The sequence below is a fragment of the Ferruginibacter sp. genome, assembly GCF_031391665.1.
Classification (GTDB): domain Bacteria; phylum Bacteroidota; class Bacteroidia; order Chitinophagales; family Chitinophagaceae; genus Ferruginibacter.
On sequence record NZ_JANMUN010000024.1, the window covers coordinates 20257 to 38032 of the forward strand.

General features: G+C 38.5%; 16 protein-coding genes. 11 read left to right on the forward strand and 5 right to left on the reverse strand.

Annotated elements, in window-relative coordinates:
* The first annotated feature begins 116 nt into the window (after positions 1-116).
* The 7 genes from ACY651_RS02405 to ACY651_RS02435 all read left to right on the forward strand — a co-directional run bounded on the left by ACY651_RS02405 (position 117) and on the right by ACY651_RS02435 (position 9549).
* Positions 117-2006, forward strand: coding sequence for a tetratricopeptide repeat-containing sensor histidine kinase (locus ACY651_RS02405; RefSeq protein ID WP_462249348.1), 1890 nt, complete (start codon positions 117-119; stop codon positions 2004-2006).
* Positions 2007-2069: 63 nt separating this feature from the next.
* Complete coding sequence (locus ACY651_RS02410; protein ID WP_462249350.1) at positions 2070-2708, forward strand: response regulator; 639 nt, start codon at positions 2070-2072, stop codon at positions 2706-2708.
* Positions 2709-2790: 82 nt separating this feature from the next.
* Positions 2791-4560 carry a serine hydrolase domain-containing protein gene (locus tag ACY651_RS02415; protein ID WP_462249352.1) on the forward strand — a complete coding sequence of 590 codons (1770 nt, stop codon included), beginning with the start codon at positions 2791-2793 and terminating at the stop codon, positions 4558-4560.
* A 121-nt stretch (positions 4561-4681) separates the two neighbouring features.
* On the forward strand, positions 4682-5752 hold the full coding sequence (locus tag ACY651_RS02420; protein WP_462249354.1) for a hypothetical protein: 1071 nt from the start codon (positions 4682-4684) through the stop codon (positions 5750-5752).
* Positions 5753-5853: 101 nt separating this feature from the next.
* The gene (locus tag ACY651_RS02425) at positions 5854-7056 is read left to right on the forward strand and encodes a hypothetical protein (protein WP_462249356.1); all 1203 of its coding nucleotides are present in this window, start codon (positions 5854-5856) and stop codon (positions 7054-7056) included.
* Positions 7057-7059: 3 nt separating this feature from the next.
* Positions 7060-8307: a hypothetical protein gene (locus tag ACY651_RS02430; protein ID WP_462249358.1), complete on the forward strand. Its 1248-nt coding sequence runs from the start codon at positions 7060-7062 to the stop codon at positions 8305-8307.
* A 24-nt stretch (positions 8308-8331) separates the two neighbouring features.
* On the forward strand, positions 8332-9549 hold the full coding sequence (locus ACY651_RS02435) for a hypothetical protein (protein ID WP_462249360.1): 1218 nt from the start codon (positions 8332-8334) through the stop codon (positions 9547-9549).
* 320 nt (positions 9550-9869) lie between these two features.
* Here the strand turns inward: ACY651_RS02435 and ACY651_RS02440 are convergent, their stop codons facing one another.
* Positions 9870-10118, reverse strand: coding sequence for a hypothetical protein (locus tag ACY651_RS02440; protein WP_462249362.1), 249 nt, complete (start codon positions 10116-10118; stop codon positions 9870-9872).
* A 39-nt stretch (positions 10119-10157) separates the two neighbouring features.
* Here ACY651_RS02440 and ACY651_RS02445 point away from each other — a divergent pair, with 39 nt between their 5' ends.
* Genes ACY651_RS02445 through ACY651_RS02455 form a run of 3 tightly spaced genes read left to right on the forward strand, consistent with a single transcriptional unit; the run spans position 10158 to position 13187 of the window.
* Positions 10158-10787 (forward strand): DUF2306 domain-containing protein, encoded by a 630-nt coding sequence (locus ACY651_RS02445; protein ID WP_462249364.1) that lies wholly within the window; start codon positions 10158-10160, stop codon positions 10785-10787.
* Between the two features lie 55 nt (positions 10788-10842).
* On the forward strand, positions 10843-11919 hold the full coding sequence (locus ACY651_RS02450; protein WP_462249366.1) for an alpha/beta hydrolase: 1077 nt from the start codon (positions 10843-10845) through the stop codon (positions 11917-11919).
* 44 nt (positions 11920-11963) lie between these two features.
* Positions 11964-13187, forward strand: coding sequence for an agmatine deiminase family protein (locus tag ACY651_RS02455; RefSeq protein WP_462249368.1), 1224 nt, complete (start codon positions 11964-11966; stop codon positions 13185-13187).
* A gap of 14 nt (positions 13188-13201) precedes the next feature.
* Here ACY651_RS02455 and ACY651_RS02460 read toward each other — a convergent pair whose 3' ends face one another.
* The 3 genes from ACY651_RS02460 to ACY651_RS02470 form a co-directional block, all read right to left on the reverse strand.
* Positions 13202-13831: a carbonic anhydrase gene (locus tag ACY651_RS02460; RefSeq protein ID WP_462249370.1), complete on the reverse strand. Its 630-nt coding sequence runs from the start codon at positions 13829-13831 to the stop codon at positions 13202-13204.
* Between the two features lie 132 nt (positions 13832-13963).
* Complete coding sequence (locus ACY651_RS02465; RefSeq protein WP_462249372.1) at positions 13964-14626, reverse strand: DUF1579 domain-containing protein; 663 nt, start codon at positions 14624-14626, stop codon at positions 13964-13966.
* 172 nt (positions 14627-14798) lie between these two features.
* Positions 14799-15452: a DsbA family protein gene (locus ACY651_RS02470; RefSeq protein WP_462249374.1), complete on the reverse strand. Its 654-nt coding sequence runs from the start codon at positions 15450-15452 to the stop codon at positions 14799-14801.
* Between the two features lie 276 nt (positions 15453-15728).
* Between ACY651_RS02470 and ACY651_RS02475 the strand changes: the two genes are divergently transcribed.
* Positions 15729-16685 carry a transglutaminase domain-containing protein gene (locus ACY651_RS02475; RefSeq protein ID WP_462249376.1) on the forward strand — a complete coding sequence of 319 codons (957 nt, stop codon included), beginning with the start codon at positions 15729-15731 and terminating at the stop codon, positions 16683-16685.
* Between the two features lie 31 nt (positions 16686-16716).
* Here ACY651_RS02475 and ACY651_RS02480 read toward each other — a convergent pair.
* Positions 16717-17776, reverse strand: a 1060-nt coding sequence (locus ACY651_RS02480) for a DNA polymerase (protein WP_462249378.1), incomplete at its 5' end; no start/stop codon positions are given.

Sequence of the window (17776 nt, forward strand, 5' to 3'; positions counted from 1 at the left end):
GAGATTGAGGGCAATGCATTGCAGCGTAACGGTACAACATTTATCTTTATGGCTATAGTTGCGGCAGCAAATAATAAAACATTTCTACTTAAACTACAATTTTGTAAATTTAGTATATGTTTAAACCTATCGCCTTATCTCTTTTGCTAATCTTATTTTTTTTTGTTGCCGTTACTGCACAAAACCCTGAAATGGATTCTCTTGTTCGACTGTTAAATAAATCGGCAGAAGACACCAATAAAGTAAACCTGTACTGGAAAACGGGAGCATCTATCCTTTACCAGGAGCCATTTAAAGCAATGCCATATTTTAAAAACGGCATTCTGCTATCAGAAAAATTAGGTTTTATAAGTGGATTGGAAAAATGTAACAATGCTACGTCATATGCATTTTCATTAAACGCAAAATATGATTCAGCCTTAGTGTATATTAACAAGGCTGTTTTTTATGCTGTAAAAGCCGGTAATATAAAACGGCTTACACTGGCTTATTTAAACAGGGCTGATGTATTTACGAATCTTCAAAATTATCCTGCTGCCTTAAAAGATTGCGATACTGCTATTGTTTATGCTGAAAAAATAAAAAACAATGATGGCCTGGGCCGTATTTACAGCATAATGAATGGCATCTACCTCGATTTAAAACAATACGATAAGGCATTAGCAGCATTGGATAAATCTGACTATCATTTGAGTTTTACCAAAAACAAGCAAATGGTTGCTATGAATTATTCTGAACGGGGGGCTATACTAATGCAACTAAATCAACTAGAAAAAGCTATTGATTGGATCAAAAAAGCTATTGTGATTGCCGACAGTCTGGAAGATATAAATAACCTTTCGGCTTACTATAGCGAAATGGGAGAAGCTTTAGCAAAACTAAAAAATTACAAAGAGTCGGAAACTGCATTCATTACCAGCCTTAACTATGCCAGACAAGCTGAAAATACGAGCCAGCAGGCTGTGTGCTATACCAACCTTAGCACTTTAGAGTTGGAACAAAACCGTTTTCAAAAAAGCATTGAATATGGGCTTAAAGGGTACGAATTGATAAAACCAGAAACGGATTTACTGAGAGAGCAGATCATTACATATACACTGGCCACTGCCTATTTAAAAAATGGTAACAGCACAAAAGGGTTGGAATTTTTAGAGATAAGCACAACTTTAAAAGACAGCCTTGTAAAACAACAATTCTCCATTGAAACAGCAAAGCAACAGGCATCCTTTGATGTGAAAGAAAAAGAAAGGGAGATTACTGTGCTCAATAAAAATAAAGAATTACAGCAGCAAAAATTACAAAAACAACGGTTGCTTATATTTGGTTCTGCATTTATTGCCCTGCTTTCATTAGCAGCAATTTGGTTGCTTTTAAACCGCAATAAATTAAAACAGCGGATGAAAGAACTGGAACTCCGCAACCAGATAGCTGCCGACCTGCATGATGAAGTAGGCAGTTCCCTCAGCAGTATTAATATGCTAAGCCAAATGGCAACAAAACAAGGCAATGAAACATTGCAGAAAAGTATTTTGGAAAAAATGAGTACCAACGCCAAAGAAACCATGGAAAAAATGAGTGACCTGGTATGGACCATTAAACCCGAGCCAGCAGAAGGCAGCAACCTGAAACAACGAATGGAACGATTTGCCTATGAAATATGTGGTGCAAAAAATATTGCCCTTACGCTGCAATTAGATAAGTTGGAAACAAAAGACCTGACAATGGAGCAGCGGAAAAATATGTACCTCATTTTTAAAGAAGCATTGAACAATGCCGTTAAATATTCAGGTACTGAAAAAATTGATGTGTCAGCAGCTAATGGAAATAATGTGCTTACGATGATTGTAAAAGATGAAGGAAAAGGGTTTGATATAGGTACTGTATTAAAAGGGAACGGACTGGAGAATATTCAAACCCGGGCAGCAAGTGTTGGCGGTAAACTAACTATTGATGCTGCACCGGGAATAGGAACTACTGTAAAGTTAATTATGCCCCTTACCTTATAATATTCACCCCTTTTCGCTATTGCTGGGCGTTTTAAATTTTAAACCTTTGTAAAAATTAATATCTTGATACGGGTAGCCATTTTTGAAGATAATAAACACCTGCGGGAAACATTTGAACTCCTGCTGAACTATACCGATGGTTTTATTTGCACAGGTGCATGGCCCGATTGCCGCAATATTGTTACCAACCTTGAAGTGTACCCCAGCGATATAGTATTGATGGATATTGAAATGCCCGGCATGAATGGCATAGCCGCCACGAAACTGGTGAAAGAACATTTTCCAAAAATAGATATCCTGATACAAACTATTTTTTTTGAAGACGAACATATTTTCAATGCTATCTGCGCAGGTGCATCGGGTTATATTTTAAAATCAACAACACCGGAGGGATATATAGAAGCCATCAAAGATGTGCAGTCTGGCGGATCACCCATGACACCCGGTATTGCCCGAAGGGTAATAGAATTGTTTAAACATAATTTACAACCTGCTGCGCCTGCAAAAGAATATAACCTTACTGCACAGGAAAAAAAAGTATTGCAATTGCTGGTACAGGGTAAAAGTTATAAAATGATAGCGGCAGAATTATTTGTGGCTACAGATACTGTAAAATCTCATGTTACCAGCGTGTATGCCAAGCTGCATGTACACTCTGGTACAGAGGCTGTTGCTTTAGCGCTGAAAGATAAAATTGTGTAAAGAATACTGTAATAACCACTGCTTTCATCATCTGCTCTTTTGTGCCTCAGATCAATCACTATTTCATTTCAAATAAGTTTTTATGAAGCGTAAACTATTTTTCACACTTCTTTTCTCTTTACCGTTGGCTATTTTTTCTTTTGGACAACCATCTGCAAAAAGCAAACCTGGATCAGTTTCTACTAATAATACAGCACTAAACAAAAAGCTCGACAGCCTCTTTTCGCACTTCAACAATAAAAACTCACCCGGCTTTGCCATTACTATAATTAAAGATGGAAAAGTAATTGCCAGTAAAGATTATGGTATGGCAAGTATTGAATTGAATGTTCCCTATAATCATAACACCGTTATTCGCCTGCCCTATTCAGAAGGAAGAGAATTTATTTCCATAGCAGCCGCAATAATGGAACAGCAAGGGCTGGTTAGACTAAATGATAAAGTGAACAAATATTTCCCCCAACTTCCACAATGGAGTGAAGGGGTAACCCTGCAAGACCTGCTTAACCACAGTAGTGGTTTTTGCGATGAGTGGGCCACGCTGGTGCTTACGCAGGCAGAAATGGCCAACCGCCTGGATGTATCGCAGTTTCTGGAATTTTTATACAACCAGCCCAAGCCGCAGGTAGAACCCGGCAAAGGCTATATGTACAGTAATTCCGATTTTGGATTACTCCGGCTGATACTTGAAAAAGCCTGTGGTAAAAATTTATCTGTTTACACGACGGATAAAATATTTGCCCCATTGGGGATGAAGCAAACAAAACTGGGACGAAATAAAGAAGAAGTAGTTGCCAACCATGCTTTTTCGTATGCCGAAGAAGATGTAAATAAATACACGGTATGGATGAGAGATAAAACATCGCCGGGCGGCAATTACTGGATACTTACCTGCGCCAACGATTTAGAAAAATGGGCGGCTGCACATGCTGATAAAAATTCATTCATCGCAAAAGCCATCACCCGTTTAAAAGAAAAGGCACGGCCCATACCCGTGCTAAAAGAAAATATCAATTATGTATTTGGCCATAAAATAAAACAATTAGCAAACTACGAGCTAATAAAACACGAAGGTGTAAGCGGCTATTCTTTTTTAACGCAGGTGCCTGCTGCAGGGCTTTCTATTATTTGTATCAGCAACAACCTGGACCCCTATTCAGATAAAACAGATGCGTTGGCGGCATTTTTATTGAATGAAAAAAAATCCGCCACTGCGAAGAAAAAATTTCCTATCCAACCTGTGTCCATTACCAAAGCTGAGATACAGCAATACGAAGGCACATATCGCTGGATGCACCAAACCAGTTATCAAAGTACAGTGGAGCGGAAACAATTTTCGGAACTGAAAGTAATAGGAGATAGTATGTGGTTACTTTATTCAGCAGTGGATAGTTTCCCTCTCGTATATGTGGGCAATGGAATTTTTAAAGACCCTGATTATCCCATCTGGCAGGTTATGCATAAGCCGCATCCGGATAGTGCTATGCAATCAACTTTGTACCAGCAAACGGGAAATAACGACAGTATCAAATGGCAAAAAGTAACGGCAACTAAAAAGAATTATTCAAACGATTATTTACAAAAGCTATGCGGCACTTATTACAGCAAACACCTCGATTTTTACTGGCGCATTATTTTAAATGAGCAAGGTCAGTTGGTACTAAAGCGACCTACCATTGCCGATAAAATTATTGAACCGGGGTATGACGAAGAGTTTAAACTACCCATACAATTTCATACCAATGATGAAAGCTGGGCATGGGTAAAATTTTATTTTACCGAAAACGGAGAAGTTGAATATCTGGATGTACGGCATAGCAGGCTGATGCATCACCGGTTTGATAAAAAATAGTATCCTGCCTGAACGAAATAATTGGTCATCCTGTAATTTACAATCCCCAATTCACCCCTTTTCGCTATTGCCCTCTCTTTAATAATTTTTCAATTTTGGGTTGTAATAAACACAACCTGTTATGAAAAAGATTTTCTTTTTTTTACTTACATCTGTAATATACAATTTAGTAACTGCCCAAAATGTAGGGATTGGCACAACGGCTCCTTCTTCACGACTTCACTTAGTAGGCAACCTCTTGCAGGAAAGCGGAACGGTAACATTAAACAATCCTGCCAGTATTATCCAGTTTCAAAATACAGGGGTCAACAAAACTTTTATGCAGTTGTCTGGTGACAACCTCCGCATCGGCACCAATGGCGGCAACCAGTTTGGCAAAACAATATTCCGTATGGCCGGGGCAGACAGGGTATTGATTGACTCCACCGGAAACACACAGATACTCGGTTTACAAGATGCTTCGCTTACCAGCCATGGATATTTAACATTAGGCAGTATTACCGGCGATAACCTTATAATGGATAATAACGAAATAATGGCCCGTAATAATGGCAATCCTGATAACCTGATTCTGCAAAACGACGGAGGCAATGTGGGAATTGGTGTGGCCAGCCCCACAGCAAAACTGCATGTTAATGGCACTTTTAAAGTAACCGACGGCACACAAGCTGCCGGAAAAGTATTAACCAGCGATGCCAGTGGAAATGCATCATGGCAAAATTCTGCTTACAGAAATAATGACCGCATCATAGTTCGATTCGCAGGATTTGGTTCAGATTCACTTATTGATGGAACCACAACAGTGTATGATAATGGAGGAATCAATTTCAATATTGTAAATACCCGTTTTTCAGTTACAACAGCAGGGCTTTATCACTTCGAGGGGCTGGTAACTTCAAGACAGGCGGTTTCGCAAGGTGTTCCACCACAATACTACATACTAAGCCCACGGGTTTTTGTATCTATTGACAATAATTCACTCATCGAACTTGCTTCTACTACAAGCTTATTTACTCATAACGAAGTATCTAATGTGCCTTTAGTAGCAGACATGAAAATTACACTTCCGTTCAGCCTTGATATTTATCTGGATGCAGGTAACACGGTATTTTTTAAGCTGGATGACTGGGGATTAATAAATTACTCAAACAGCAGGCCGGGCTATATTAGTGGTTATTTAATAAGCGAATAATTATTTTTTTGATTATAAACCAATCTGAATTTCACCCCATTTCGCTATTGCTCCATCCCTACTTCTTTTTCATCTTTGAGTTGTAATAAACACAACCTGCTATGAAGAAGCTTTTTTATTTTTTAATAACAGTTGCAGCACTCAATACAGTATCTGCCCAAAACATAGGCATTGGTACCACCACTCCCCAGGCCAGCGCCTTGCTGGAAGTAAAAAGCAGCACAGGAGGATTGCTGTTGCCACGAATGAGCAACACCAACAGAAATAATATTACTAACCCGCCAGAAGGCCTCACCATTTTTAATACCAGCTTTAACAGGTTTGACCAATACAACGGCACTGCTTGGAAAAGTTTTTTAGATAACGACTTTTGGAGCCGCAGTGGTAACTATGTTTATACATTAAATGATGTGGGCCTTGGCACAGCAATACCGGCTGAAAAGCTGGAGGTTTATGGCAATGTAAAGCTGAGAGGAGACTTGCAACTTACCCATTATTCCGGTACTGCCAACAATATTGATTTTCGTTTTAGCGGTACCACATCCAATAATCTTACACAGGGGTTATTCTTCAAAATCGGAAGCGACAACCGCAGCTTTATTACTTTTCGCCATTCCGACGATCCCGGTGAAGATAAATTCCGGTTTGGTTTTTATAACGGAACCGTTGCAGAAATAAAATCATCAGGTGATTTTATCTTCAATGCAGCATCCAACCCAACTATACAATTAAACAGTTCGGGGGTTGAAAAAGGTTTTATACAACTTTCGGGAGATGATTTACGCATAGGTACCAACTCATCCAATACAGCAGGAGAATTTTATTTCCGCTTAAATGGAGGCAACAGAATTATGATTGCCAATAACGGGTATATGAAAATTGGTAGTGGTACTCCCTCTACCCGTTTGGATGTAAATGGCGACATTTTAAGTAATGGCAGTTTTACTGCTTCGGGAAACCTGGTTACCGACAATATTTCGGTAAGTAATGAAATACGAAACCAAAGCCGTACTGGTACGTACAGCCTTATACCGCTGGCCTATGGACGCATTAATGCTGATGGCACAATCGTCAATGCCACTTCCAATGTTTCGGTAACAAGAGTAAGTGAAGGAGAGTACGATATTACCGTTAGCGGTGTTACTTCCACCTGCACTATTATTGCTTATGGCGGCGAGACTACCACTGCCGCTTATTCTACCACCAATACCTGCAAGGTTATTAATTACCGGGACACCTACGATGGTGCGGAAACGATTTCAAAAACCGATACCCCATTTTATTTTATCATTTTTCAACCTTAAGCTATGTTACGTTCTGTATTATTATCCGGTCTTTTGTTTTATACTATTCCCATTTTAGCACAACGGGTTGCAGTAAATGAAGACGGCACTGCGCCTGCAGCCAGTGCTGCATTAGATGTAAAAAGTACAACCAAAGGTTTTTTATGGCCATCATTAACAACTACACAAAGGGCAACAATTTTCCCTCCGGCTAACGGATTAATGCTGTATAACAAAACCGACGGTTTGCTGCAACACTACTTTCCCGGCGGCGGGTGGCGCAGTTTTATTAATAATGATTACTGGCTGGGGTTTACTGGTACTGTTTACAACGCAGCCGCAAATATTGGCCTAGGCACAAGCAGCCCGTTGGAAAAACTGCATGTGTCTAACGGAAATATAAAAATCACCAGCGGCGATTTATTGCTTGGCCGGTTATCTGGCACATTGCAAAAAATTGAATTTGATTATACAGGTGGGTCATCCAATAATTTTGCACAGGGTATTGATTACCGTACCAACAGTGCCAGCCGCAATGCTTATATCAATTTTGTTGCTTCCACCACCACCGGCGAAGATGAGCTGCGCTTTTATCCATCGGTAAGCAGTACCCACTTATTTAATGTATTCAGCAAAGGAGAGTACCGCTTTAGTGCCAGTGCTGTTAGCGGTCCAACTTTTCAATTTCGTTCCAATAATTTTAACATAGGCTTTTTTCAAATTGCTGGTGATGATTTACGAATGGGTACCAATAGTGGCAACAGTGTTGGCCGGGTAGTGATACGCAATGCAGGTTCGGACAATGTTGTAATATCAGAAGTAAGTGGTGAAGCCCGTATGGGTATTGGTGTAACTAATCCAATCACAGCCCTGCATGTAAATGGCGATGTAAAAGTGCTTAACGGCATTACCGTAAATGCCCGTACCACTGCTGCTAATATTGAGTTGAGCAGCGGCTTAACAAAACCTTTGGAGAGTGCAGCGCAACTGGTACCCTTTTGCTATGGCTCAGTATATGCTGATGGTACGGCCCGTGCTGTAACCCCCAATGCTACAATTACAAAAACGTCAACAGGCTTTTATACTATTGATTGCCCTGGTATAGATAACACCTGTATGGTTTTGGTAACAGCAGCAGAAAACAGGCACCTGGCCAATTGTTTCAGCATAGGTACTAACAGTATGAGTATTAGTGTTTTTTTAGACAGGTCCACAGCTCCTCCTGCAGCAAGAGATTCAGATTTCTGTTTTGTGGTGTACAAACGATATTAAGTAATGCTAAAAATAAAATTTGTTATGAAGCAATTTATCATTGTTTTAATTTTTGCTGCCGGCTTTTGTAACGCCGGTGCCCAAGGCGTTTTAGTTGGTACAGGTACTACCAATACAAAAGCCATAATGGAAGTAAGAAGTACCAATAAGGGAGTGCTTATTCCACGCATGTCATCTTCACAACGTACAACTATAACATCACCTGCGGCAGGTTTACTGGTATTTGATACGATAAGACATGAATTGTATGGATACGATGGTACTGCCTGGCGGTACTGGCTGGATACTGAATTTTGGAGAATGAACGGTACCGATGTGTATAATTCATCCGACAGTATTGGTATCGGCATTTCTTCACCAGATGAAAAACTGCATGTAAACGGCACTGTTAAAACCAGCGATGGAGATTTGCTTTTTAGCGAAACATCCGGCACCGCCTCCAAATTGATAAGCGATTACAACGGCGTTAATGTAGATGGCTATAACCACAGCCTTAATTTTTATGATGGCGCTGCACGCCGTGGGTTTTTACAGTACCGAAAATTTGATGATGCCATGGAAAATCGTATTGATTTTGGTGTTGCATCCAATCTGTTTAGTATTCAAACAAACGGCGTAAGTACGTTTACAGCTGCTAACGGTACCCTGCAACTGCAAAATAGCGGTGTAGATAAAGGCTTTGTACAGCTTGCAGGAAATGATTTTCGCCTGGGCACCAACAGCAGCAACAGTAATGGCCGTTTTATCATCCGCAACAATGGGTTTGACCGTTTTTTTGTGGATGGGCAGGGTCGTGTTGGTATAGGCAGCACGCCATTTACAGGTTATGCGCTAAACGTACAGGGTGCATTAAAAGGCAGCGGCAATCTTACCACCAACTCAGGAGATATTACCGTATCAAATGTGGAGATAGCAACAGAAGTTAATAACACAGCCAGCGGCGCTGCAAACATGGTACCACTTTATTATGGCAGAGTAACAGCTGCGGGTGTTTGCAGTTGTTCTTCATCTGCTGCGGCAGTTAGTCATCCGTTCTATGGTAATTATGTGCTTTCGTATCCTGGTATGAGTTCAAGCGATATCGTAATGGTTAGCATAAATATAACTGACTACAGGGTGTATACCACTTACGGAGGGCTGGGCGCAAACTATCCGGGTTTTTTAATAATGCCGGTTAGTAACAGTTACTCCGGACCTGATGCCCATGATGCGGCTTTCAGTTTTATGGTTTTTAAACAATAAAGCTGGCTAACTATTTAGCCCTGATTCACCTCCACGAATCAGGTTTTCATGCTTAGCAAGCAGTAAATAATATTAGTACCAACTTCACCCTTTTTCGCTATTGCCCTACCTTCATTAATTTTTAATCTTTGGATTGAAATTAAAAATCAAAACTTAATCATTAAATAAATACAATTTTTTTATTACTGGCTATTATTAACCTGTCTGTAAAGGCTCAAACAACAAGTGTAGGCATTGGAACCGCTACGCCCAATCCAGGGCAGTCGTTTGTAAAAGCAGGTGCCAGTAATTCTAACAGGATATACATAGGTTAATGCTAACTACTTTCCCAATAATCCTTCAAATGCATGGAATGTTGTAAAACGTTCAGATGATGGCGGAGCTAACTGGACAAATGTGGGTGGCTCTGTATTTAATGCAGAATTGGGTTCGTGTAGTGCTGTGTCATCACAACCGGTTACTAATAATTTAATACAGGCAAAAACAGGGCGGCTTGTTGGCTGTCTTAGATAAAAGGTAAGTAAAAAATTTATTTCAGCATTGGTATTGTATTTAAAAAGCCAACGCATTTTACTTGTATTTAATAAAAATGATGTTTATTTTTCATAATGCTAAAGTTAAAATACATCCTGCTTCCATTTTTTTGGTTAGCTATTATTGCACTATCGGTTTATTTTTTTGTAACTAATGTAGGTATTTATTTCACCGGCTTTCGCAGCCGGATTTTTGGTACAAGTATTTTTAATAACCAGCTATGGGTAATACTGCATTTAATTGGTGGCAGTTTTGCATTGCTGTTGGGGCCCACACAGTTTTGGCCAGCCTTACGCAATAAGTACCTCAAATTTCACCGGCTTGCAGGCAAGTTGTATATGCTGGGCATTTTACTGATAGGGATTTCTGCCGCACGTTTATCATTGATAAGCACTTGCGTACCCTGCCGCATCTCTCTTTTTTTATTGGCGCTTTTTGCTGTGCTTTCAACATGGTTTGCCTGGAAAGCAATTAAAGCCAGGAATATAAAAGTACACCGGCAAATGATTGTACGCAGCTATGTTTGTGTACTGGCATTTATAGCCGTAAGAATTGATGATATTATGCCGCTTGATTTTTTATTTGGTGCTGTTAAGGATGGGTTACTGAGAAGAGTTATGAATGAATACTTCTTTTCATTTGTGCCATTGATTATTGCAGAAATTTGTATGGTGTGGATACCGGCTGTTTATCATAAAAAATAATTCAATAAAAAAATAATTCCTTTTTTAATAAACTATAAAACCTAAAACAGGTAATATGAAATATGCAGTATCGTTTTTATTTTTTGTACTGGTAACCATTTGCAGTTTTTCGCAGGATAAAAAAGGCGGAATTGTAGTAAGGAATAAATTTTTAGCTGCGTCTATTCAAGGCAATCAGGGAGGAGAAGACGCCATGCGTAATGTATCTATTTACCTGCCGCCGGGATATGGAGAAAGTAAAGAACGTTATCCAGCAATTTATTTTTTACATGGCGTATCCACCACCGATACGGAAATGTTTGACTGGCTGGGTTTAAAACAACTGATGGATAAAGCTATAACCACCGGCCGCATACGTCCAACGATACTGGTATTGCCCAACAGCTACAACCTTTACAGGGGAAGTTTTTATACCAATTCAACCCTTACAGGCAACTGGGCCGATTTTATTGGTAAAGATGTAGTGGCTTACACAGATAAAAATTTTAGAACCATACCCAACAGAACCAGTCGTGGCCTTTGCGGCCATTCTATGGGTGGCAATGGGGCATTAAAAATTGGGATGTTATTTGCCGATACGTTTAGTTCGGTGTATGCCTTAAGCCCGGCTGTATTAAACTGGTCAAATGATTTTACCATCAGCAACAGCGCATTTAAAAAAACTAGTAAAGCAAAAAGTGCAGCTGATATTTTAAATGTTTACGATTCTTCCGAGGTGGGGTTTTTTGCAGGTGTATTCAGCAGCCTTGCAAGAGCTTATTCGCCGGATAAAAATAGTATGCCTTTACAGGCAAAATTTCCTGTTAATTATATTGGCGATAGTGCCGTTTATAATATGGAAGTAATAAAACAATGGGAAGCCAACTTCCCGATAAACATGATTGAAGCAAATTTACCGGCTTTAAAAAGTTTGACGGCTTTAAAAATGGATTGGGGAAGAAATGAGGACTTTCCTCATATTCCAGCCACGGCTATGCAGTTTAGCAAAAAACTGGAGCTGTATAATATAAAACACTTTGCAGAAGAATATATAGGCGACCATGGGAATATGCTGGATGGTTTTGAAGGAAGAATATATACAGAATTACTTCCTTTTTTTAATACCTATTTAAAATTTGAAAGTGATAAATAAAAAGGTATGAACATGCAATCATTCGTTGAACTAATTATGTAAATATGAAATTATTAATATTTTCTGTTGTTGTTTCTTTATTGATGTGCAGCTCCTGCTCATCGCCCTATAAAGAAAAATTTATGGTACCTGCGGAATTTGATAAGCAGGAATACATTTGGCTGAGCTGGGTAGAAAACGGTTTTTTGGGTGGCGAACCTTTTTACTTTACCGCACTAAATGCTATGAAAGAAATAACGCCTTATGTAAAAGTGCGCTTGTTTTATGGGCCACAGCCGGGTTACAATAAAGAGCAAATGGAACGCAGGATTTATGAAAAATTAATAGCGCATAAAATAGATACGGCCAGGATAACACTGTTTTATAACGAAAGTGCTTATGGTGCCATACAAGACCCTGGCCCTGTTTTTTTAAGAAATGCAAAAGGTGAATTTGCATTAGCTGATTTTAATTTTATACATCCTGATAAAGAGGCCGAGGCAATTGATAGAAATGTTGCCGCCAAATTGCAGCTTCCAAGCATTGCTTCTAAAATGGTTAGTGAAGGCGGGGCCTGGCAAACCAATGGCAATGGTACCATGTTGCTGGTAGAATCGGTGGAGCTGGATAGAAATCCAAAAATGACAAAACTGCAAATTGAAAATGAATACAAAAGGGTGCTGGGGGTAACAAAAATTATCTGGCTAAAGAATGGATGTAAAGAAGAAGAATGGGGCAAATTGGAGAACGGAAAATATGGTATTGGAACCGGTGGGCATATTGATGAGTTTTGCAGGTTTGTAAATAATAATACGGTGTTGCTTGCTGAAGTGGATGTGAAAGATACAGTTGGTGATGCAATATCAAGAGAATCTTATCATCGCATGGAAGCAAACCTTCAACTATTAAAACTAAGCACCACAGCAGAAGGAAAACCTTTTGAAATTATACGCCTGCCTGCCGGATCATTAATGACAAAAAAAATAGATTATAAAAGTCTGACTAAAAATGAGCAATCCTGGTTTAATGATGTTACTGCCGACTCGGTAGAATTTTATTTGGCTACAGGCTATATGAATTTTATAATTGCCAATAACGTAATTGTAACGGCCCGTTTCTGGAAAGAAGGTTTGCCATTGGAATTAAAGCAAAGAGATGAACAGGCCAAACAAATAGTAGAAAAAGCATTTACCGGAAGAAAGGTAGTGCAGATTGATTGCATGCCCTTACATCATGATGGAGCCGGTGTGCACTGCCATTCAAGAAATGAACCGGCAGCAAAAAAATAATGGCAATAATAATTTTACACCAGCTTATAAATCTCCATTATATCTTGCAGTATATGAGGGAAATCAATTTTTAAATCAATCAGTTTACCGGTGTGTACATCAAATACCCAGCCATGCACCATTAATCCTCTTTCTATATGAGCTTGTTGTACTGCAGCGGTTTTTATCAGGTTAACGCATTGCTCCTGCACATTTAATTCTATCAGCCTGTCATATCTTTTTTCTTCTTCGGTAATGGCGTTCAATTCGTCTTTATGCAAACGGTACACATCACGTATGTTCCTGAGCCAGGGATTTAAAATTCCTAAATCGGCGCTTTGCATCGCAGCTTTTACACCACCGCAGGCATAGTGGCCACAAACAATAATATGGTTTACATTTAAATGACGCACTGCATAATTCAATACACTCATTACATTTAAATCAATGCTGATAACCATGTTGGCAATATTGCGGTGTACAAAAACTTCACCAGGCTGCACACCCATTAATTCTTCGGCAGTAACACGGCTGTCGCTGCAGCCAATGTATAAAAATTCAGGGTTTTGTCCTTTCCCCAGGTTTTCAAAATAATCAGCATCAATAGCCAGTTTTTCGGTTACCCATTGCTGGTTGTTGGCAAATATTTTTTCGATTTTATCCATAAATATTTTGCTTTAGTTTAAAAGAAGTTTATTTACCGAAAGATATGCAGTAAGTTTTAAAGCAAGTTAATAAATAAATAATTGCATAAAAAAACCCTGAAATTTTCAGGGTTATAAAATCTATTTAAAGATTTATTTTTTCTTCTTAAAAGTTCCTTCCATAAATTTCATTTCTTTTCCATCCATGCCCGGGCCATACATCGTCATAGTGTAAGTGTTATCGTCAATAATTTTCATTTCTTCTCTTATCTCACTGTCTTTGCCTGTTGTAGGGTCTGTTTGATGGCCTTTAAAATTCATCATTTTTGTGGCCTCGTCGTAAGTGCCTGTCATATGGGTAATACCGGTACTCATATTATCTACCCATGTACTTACAAACATTTTTTTAGCGTTATCATAGCCCATAGTACTCATGCCTTCAAAAGGTTGCCCCATCATGTTGCTGGTAAATTTACCAATAACATACCTGCCACCCATTGAAGAAGTTTGCACGTTGGTAGCTTTAACTTTTGTTGGTGGCGCTTTGGAATCCATCCATTGCGAAACTTCTGATTCCCAAGTACCGTTAGTTTTAGCCATCCAGGTGTGCATGGCACCCGGGGTTGCGTAATCCATCCAGGCTTTCATCATAGCAGCACTGTCCATTAGTGGTGCCGCAGTTTCTGTTTTTACATCTGCCATTTTACTGGTAGTGTCGGAAGAGGCAGTTTCCGTTTTTGTTTTATCATCGGCGCTGTTATTACAGCTTAGCAGCAATAAAGTTGCTGAACAAATAGTTAAGGCAATTCGTTTCATGTTGTATAAATTTTAGTTAAACAAAATACAGATTAGTTTTTGTTTTTGCAAGCAAAATTGATGAATGGTTTTTGGGTTACCAACTTTATATTTTCATGACATCATCGTTGCCACGCTCGGTTCAAAGGCATACCATTGGGCAACAGTACAGACAGTTTATTAATATTCAACCTTAAATACTTTCAGTTTCTGCAAGCACCCTTTCAATCCTTTCTTTCAAATCTTCATACACAGTAAAACCTTTTGCCAAAAGATAAAATTTATTTTCGCTCAGCTGTATCAGCACCTGCGGAAAACTATCCACATTTAATTGCTTACACAAAGCAAATTCGTAATAAGCCATTTCTTTATATGCTTCACTTTTTAGTTTTGTGTAAAAAGTTTCGGGCACAATAGAATACTTTTCTAATAGATGGGTATAGGCTTCATCATCGCACAAATCTCTGCCCTCATAATGTAAAGCATATTGTAAATCGGCAGCAAACTCAATTTGTCTTTCAGGGTAAAATTCCTTAAAAATACATAGGGCAATGGCAGGCTTTTCACTTGAAGGGTACCAATCGCTTAAATCAGGATTATTGATATGCCACAAATAATCGCTGCCAAATTTTATTCCGGTATGTTCTTCCACCACTTTATAGGCCTGTTGTATATATCCGGCAGTAACACTAATAGGTTTTGCCTCATCACTAATAACCATGCCGCCGCTTAACACTTCCAAATCCAATTTATCTTTATACTCTTCTGCAATTTTTTTTATCACCGGGCTAAAGCCATAGCACCAGCCGCAATAGACATCGTAGCAGTAAATTAGTGTGGGGTTCATATTATACATTTATAAGTTTACAAAAATACATCATAACCGACGAGAGTATGCAAAAACAATGCATTATCAACTTTATTTAAAGCCTGTTGCCGGAGTTAATTAAAACAGCTTTCAAGATTTAATTTTATATTCATTGTTTATTTTACTATCCGTTTTATAAAAATGAACAACAAAATCACCTTTTTTATTTTTCTGCTGATAACAGGTGTTACTTCAAAAGCGCAAAATAAATTTGATGCTTATGATTTTCAAACTATAGATAGCTTTGTTAAGACTGTGAAATATGAGAAGGATTTAATAAAACTTTCACAGGACCTTACAAAACCATACACAGACAACATTTACAAGATTAGGGCAATTTTCAGATGGATAACAGAAAACATAGCCTACGATTATAAGTTTATCAACAAGGGTAAAGCAATAAAAAAACCAAATTGTGAAGCTGTGGTTGATTGTTCTCAAAGGATTGCGGAGTGGAAGGAACAGTATATTAAAGCTGTTTTACAAAAGAAAAAAGGAATTTGCAGCGGCTATGCTGAACTATTTAAAAGGCTTTGTGATTTGAATAATATTAAATGTGAAATTATTGAAGGCTATGTTAAAAATAAGCCTTACCAGGTGGGCAACCCACTAAGCGTTAACCATGCATGGAATGCGGTGATGATTGATAGCGTATGGTACTTTTTAGATCCAACATGGGCTGCAGGTGGATGTGCAGAAGATGAAGAAACCGGAAAGCTATTGAAATATCAGAAGGAATATGGTAATTATTATTGGCTAACACCATATTCGAGACTGGCAAGAAACCATTACCCTGATAATAGTAAATGGGTAGAGAAGCCGTCTTTTGTTAAGCAAGTTTTTTTTAATAAACCCTTTTATTATACTACGCAAATATTAGAGAATATTTATGACGAAAAACCTGATAGCGGAGTATTGCAATTAAAAAAAGGGGATACAATTCATTTCAATTTTAGGTATAAAAAAAATATTACTCAACTGCAAATTAATTCAAACACTTCCAGAAATCCATCACTTTGGTATAAGGATGAAAAATCCGGGAAGATCTTGCTGGATACAATGGCACTAAAGAGACAGGTTTATATTCCTTTTAAAAAAAGCGGGGATATCTATACATTTGATTATGTAGTTCACGAAAACTCTTTGTATTATATTGAACTGCTTTTTGATTACAATAAAGCAATAAGATACAGGATAAAAATAGTGGAGTAAATTATTATTGGCCTACTTCAACAACAAAATTCTAATGTGCCTCCAGCCAATTCTCTCCCATACCAATTTCCGCATCTGTAGGCACACCATTCGGCAAAGCCAAAGCCGTTTGCATACAATTTAGAATTACTGGTTTAATAATTTCAATTTCGCTGCGGTGTGCATCAAACACCAATTCATCATGCACCTGCAACAACATTTTACTTTTAAAATTTTGTTTGTTGAATTCTTCATGAATTTTTATCATGGCCATTTTTATCATATCGGCGGCACTGCCTTGTATAGGAGAATTAATCGCATTACGCTCGGCAAAACCACGTACGGTAAAGTTGGCGGAGTTAATATCTTTTAACCAGCGCTTACGGCCCATCAGCGTTTCCACATAACCATTCTCTTTTGCAAAGTTGATGGTATCATCCATATATTTTTGAATGTTGGGGAATTGCTTTTTATAATTATCAATTATTTCTTTTGCCTCGGTTCTGCTGATACCTAAATTTTCTGCAAGGCCAAATGCACCCTGACCGTAAATGATACCAAAGTTTACACTCTTGGCTTTGTACCGCATTTCTTTAGTTACATCTTTTTCTTCTACATTAAAAACTTTTGCAGCAGTTGCGGTATGAATATCTTTTCCTGTTGTAAAAGCTTCGCACATATTTACATCGCCGCTTATGGCAGCAACAATGCGTAACTCAATTTGAGAATAATCAGCAGATATCAACACATGATCTTTATCTCTTGGAATAAATGCTTTGCGTATCTCTCTCCCTCTTTCGGTGCGGATGGGAATATTCTGCAGATTGGGATTATTGCTGCTCAACCTGCCGGTTACTGCAACTGCCTGCGCATAGGAAGTATGTACACGGCCTGTTTTTTTATTGATCATCAGGGGCAATGCATCTACATAAGTTGATCTTAGTTTGGTGAATTCCCTGAATGATAAAATGTCATCTACAATTTTATTTTTACTGGCCAGTTTTAATAATACATCTTCACCCGTTGCATACTGGCCCGTTTTTGTTTTTTTTGCTTTGGGGTCGATCTGCATTTTATCAAACAACACTTCGCCCAATTGTTTTGGCGAAGCT

What these genes read in the sequence shown, in the direction of transcription:
- ACY651_RS02460 (WP_462249370.1), bottom strand. Translation starts at nt 13,831, where the DNA reads ATGGATAAAATCGAAAAAATATTTGCCAACAACCAGCAATGGGTAACC.
- ACY651_RS02455 (WP_462249368.1), top strand. Translation starts at nt 11,964, where the DNA reads ATGAAATTATTAATATTTTCTGTTGTTGTTTCTTTATTGATGTGCAGC.
- ACY651_RS02420 (WP_462249354.1), top strand. Translation starts at nt 4,682, where the DNA reads ATGAAAAAGATTTTCTTTTTTTTACTTACATCTGTAATATACAATTTA.
- ACY651_RS02425 (WP_462249356.1), top strand. Translation starts at nt 5,854, where the DNA reads ATGAAGAAGCTTTTTTATTTTTTAATAACAGTTGCAGCACTCAATACA.
- ACY651_RS02445 (WP_462249364.1), top strand. Translation starts at nt 10,158, where the DNA reads ATGCTAAAGTTAAAATACATCCTGCTTCCATTTTTTTGGTTAGCTATT.
- ACY651_RS02465 (WP_462249372.1), bottom strand. Translation starts at nt 14,626, where the DNA reads ATGAAACGAATTGCCTTAACTATTTGTTCAGCAACTTTATTGCTGCTA.
- ACY651_RS02435 (WP_462249360.1), top strand. Translation starts at nt 8,332, where the DNA reads ATGAAGCAATTTATCATTGTTTTAATTTTTGCTGCCGGCTTTTGTAAC.
- ACY651_RS02440 (WP_462249362.1), bottom strand. Translation starts at nt 10,118, where the DNA reads ATGCGTTGGCTTTTTAAATACAATACCAATGCTGAAATAAATTTTTTA.
- ACY651_RS02415 (WP_462249352.1), top strand. Translation starts at nt 2,791, where the DNA reads ATGAAGCGTAAACTATTTTTCACACTTCTTTTCTCTTTACCGTTGGCT.
- ACY651_RS02450 (WP_462249366.1), top strand. Translation starts at nt 10,843, where the DNA reads ATGAAATATGCAGTATCGTTTTTATTTTTTGTACTGGTAACCATTTGC.
- ACY651_RS02430 (WP_462249358.1), top strand. Translation starts at nt 7,060, where the DNA reads ATGTTACGTTCTGTATTATTATCCGGTCTTTTGTTTTATACTATTCCC.
- ACY651_RS02405 (WP_462249348.1), top strand. Translation starts at nt 117, where the DNA reads ATGTTTAAACCTATCGCCTTATCTCTTTTGCTAATCTTATTTTTTTTT.
- ACY651_RS02470 (WP_462249374.1), bottom strand. Translation starts at nt 15,452, where the DNA reads ATGAACCCCACACTAATTTACTGCTACGATGTCTATTGCGGCTGGTGC.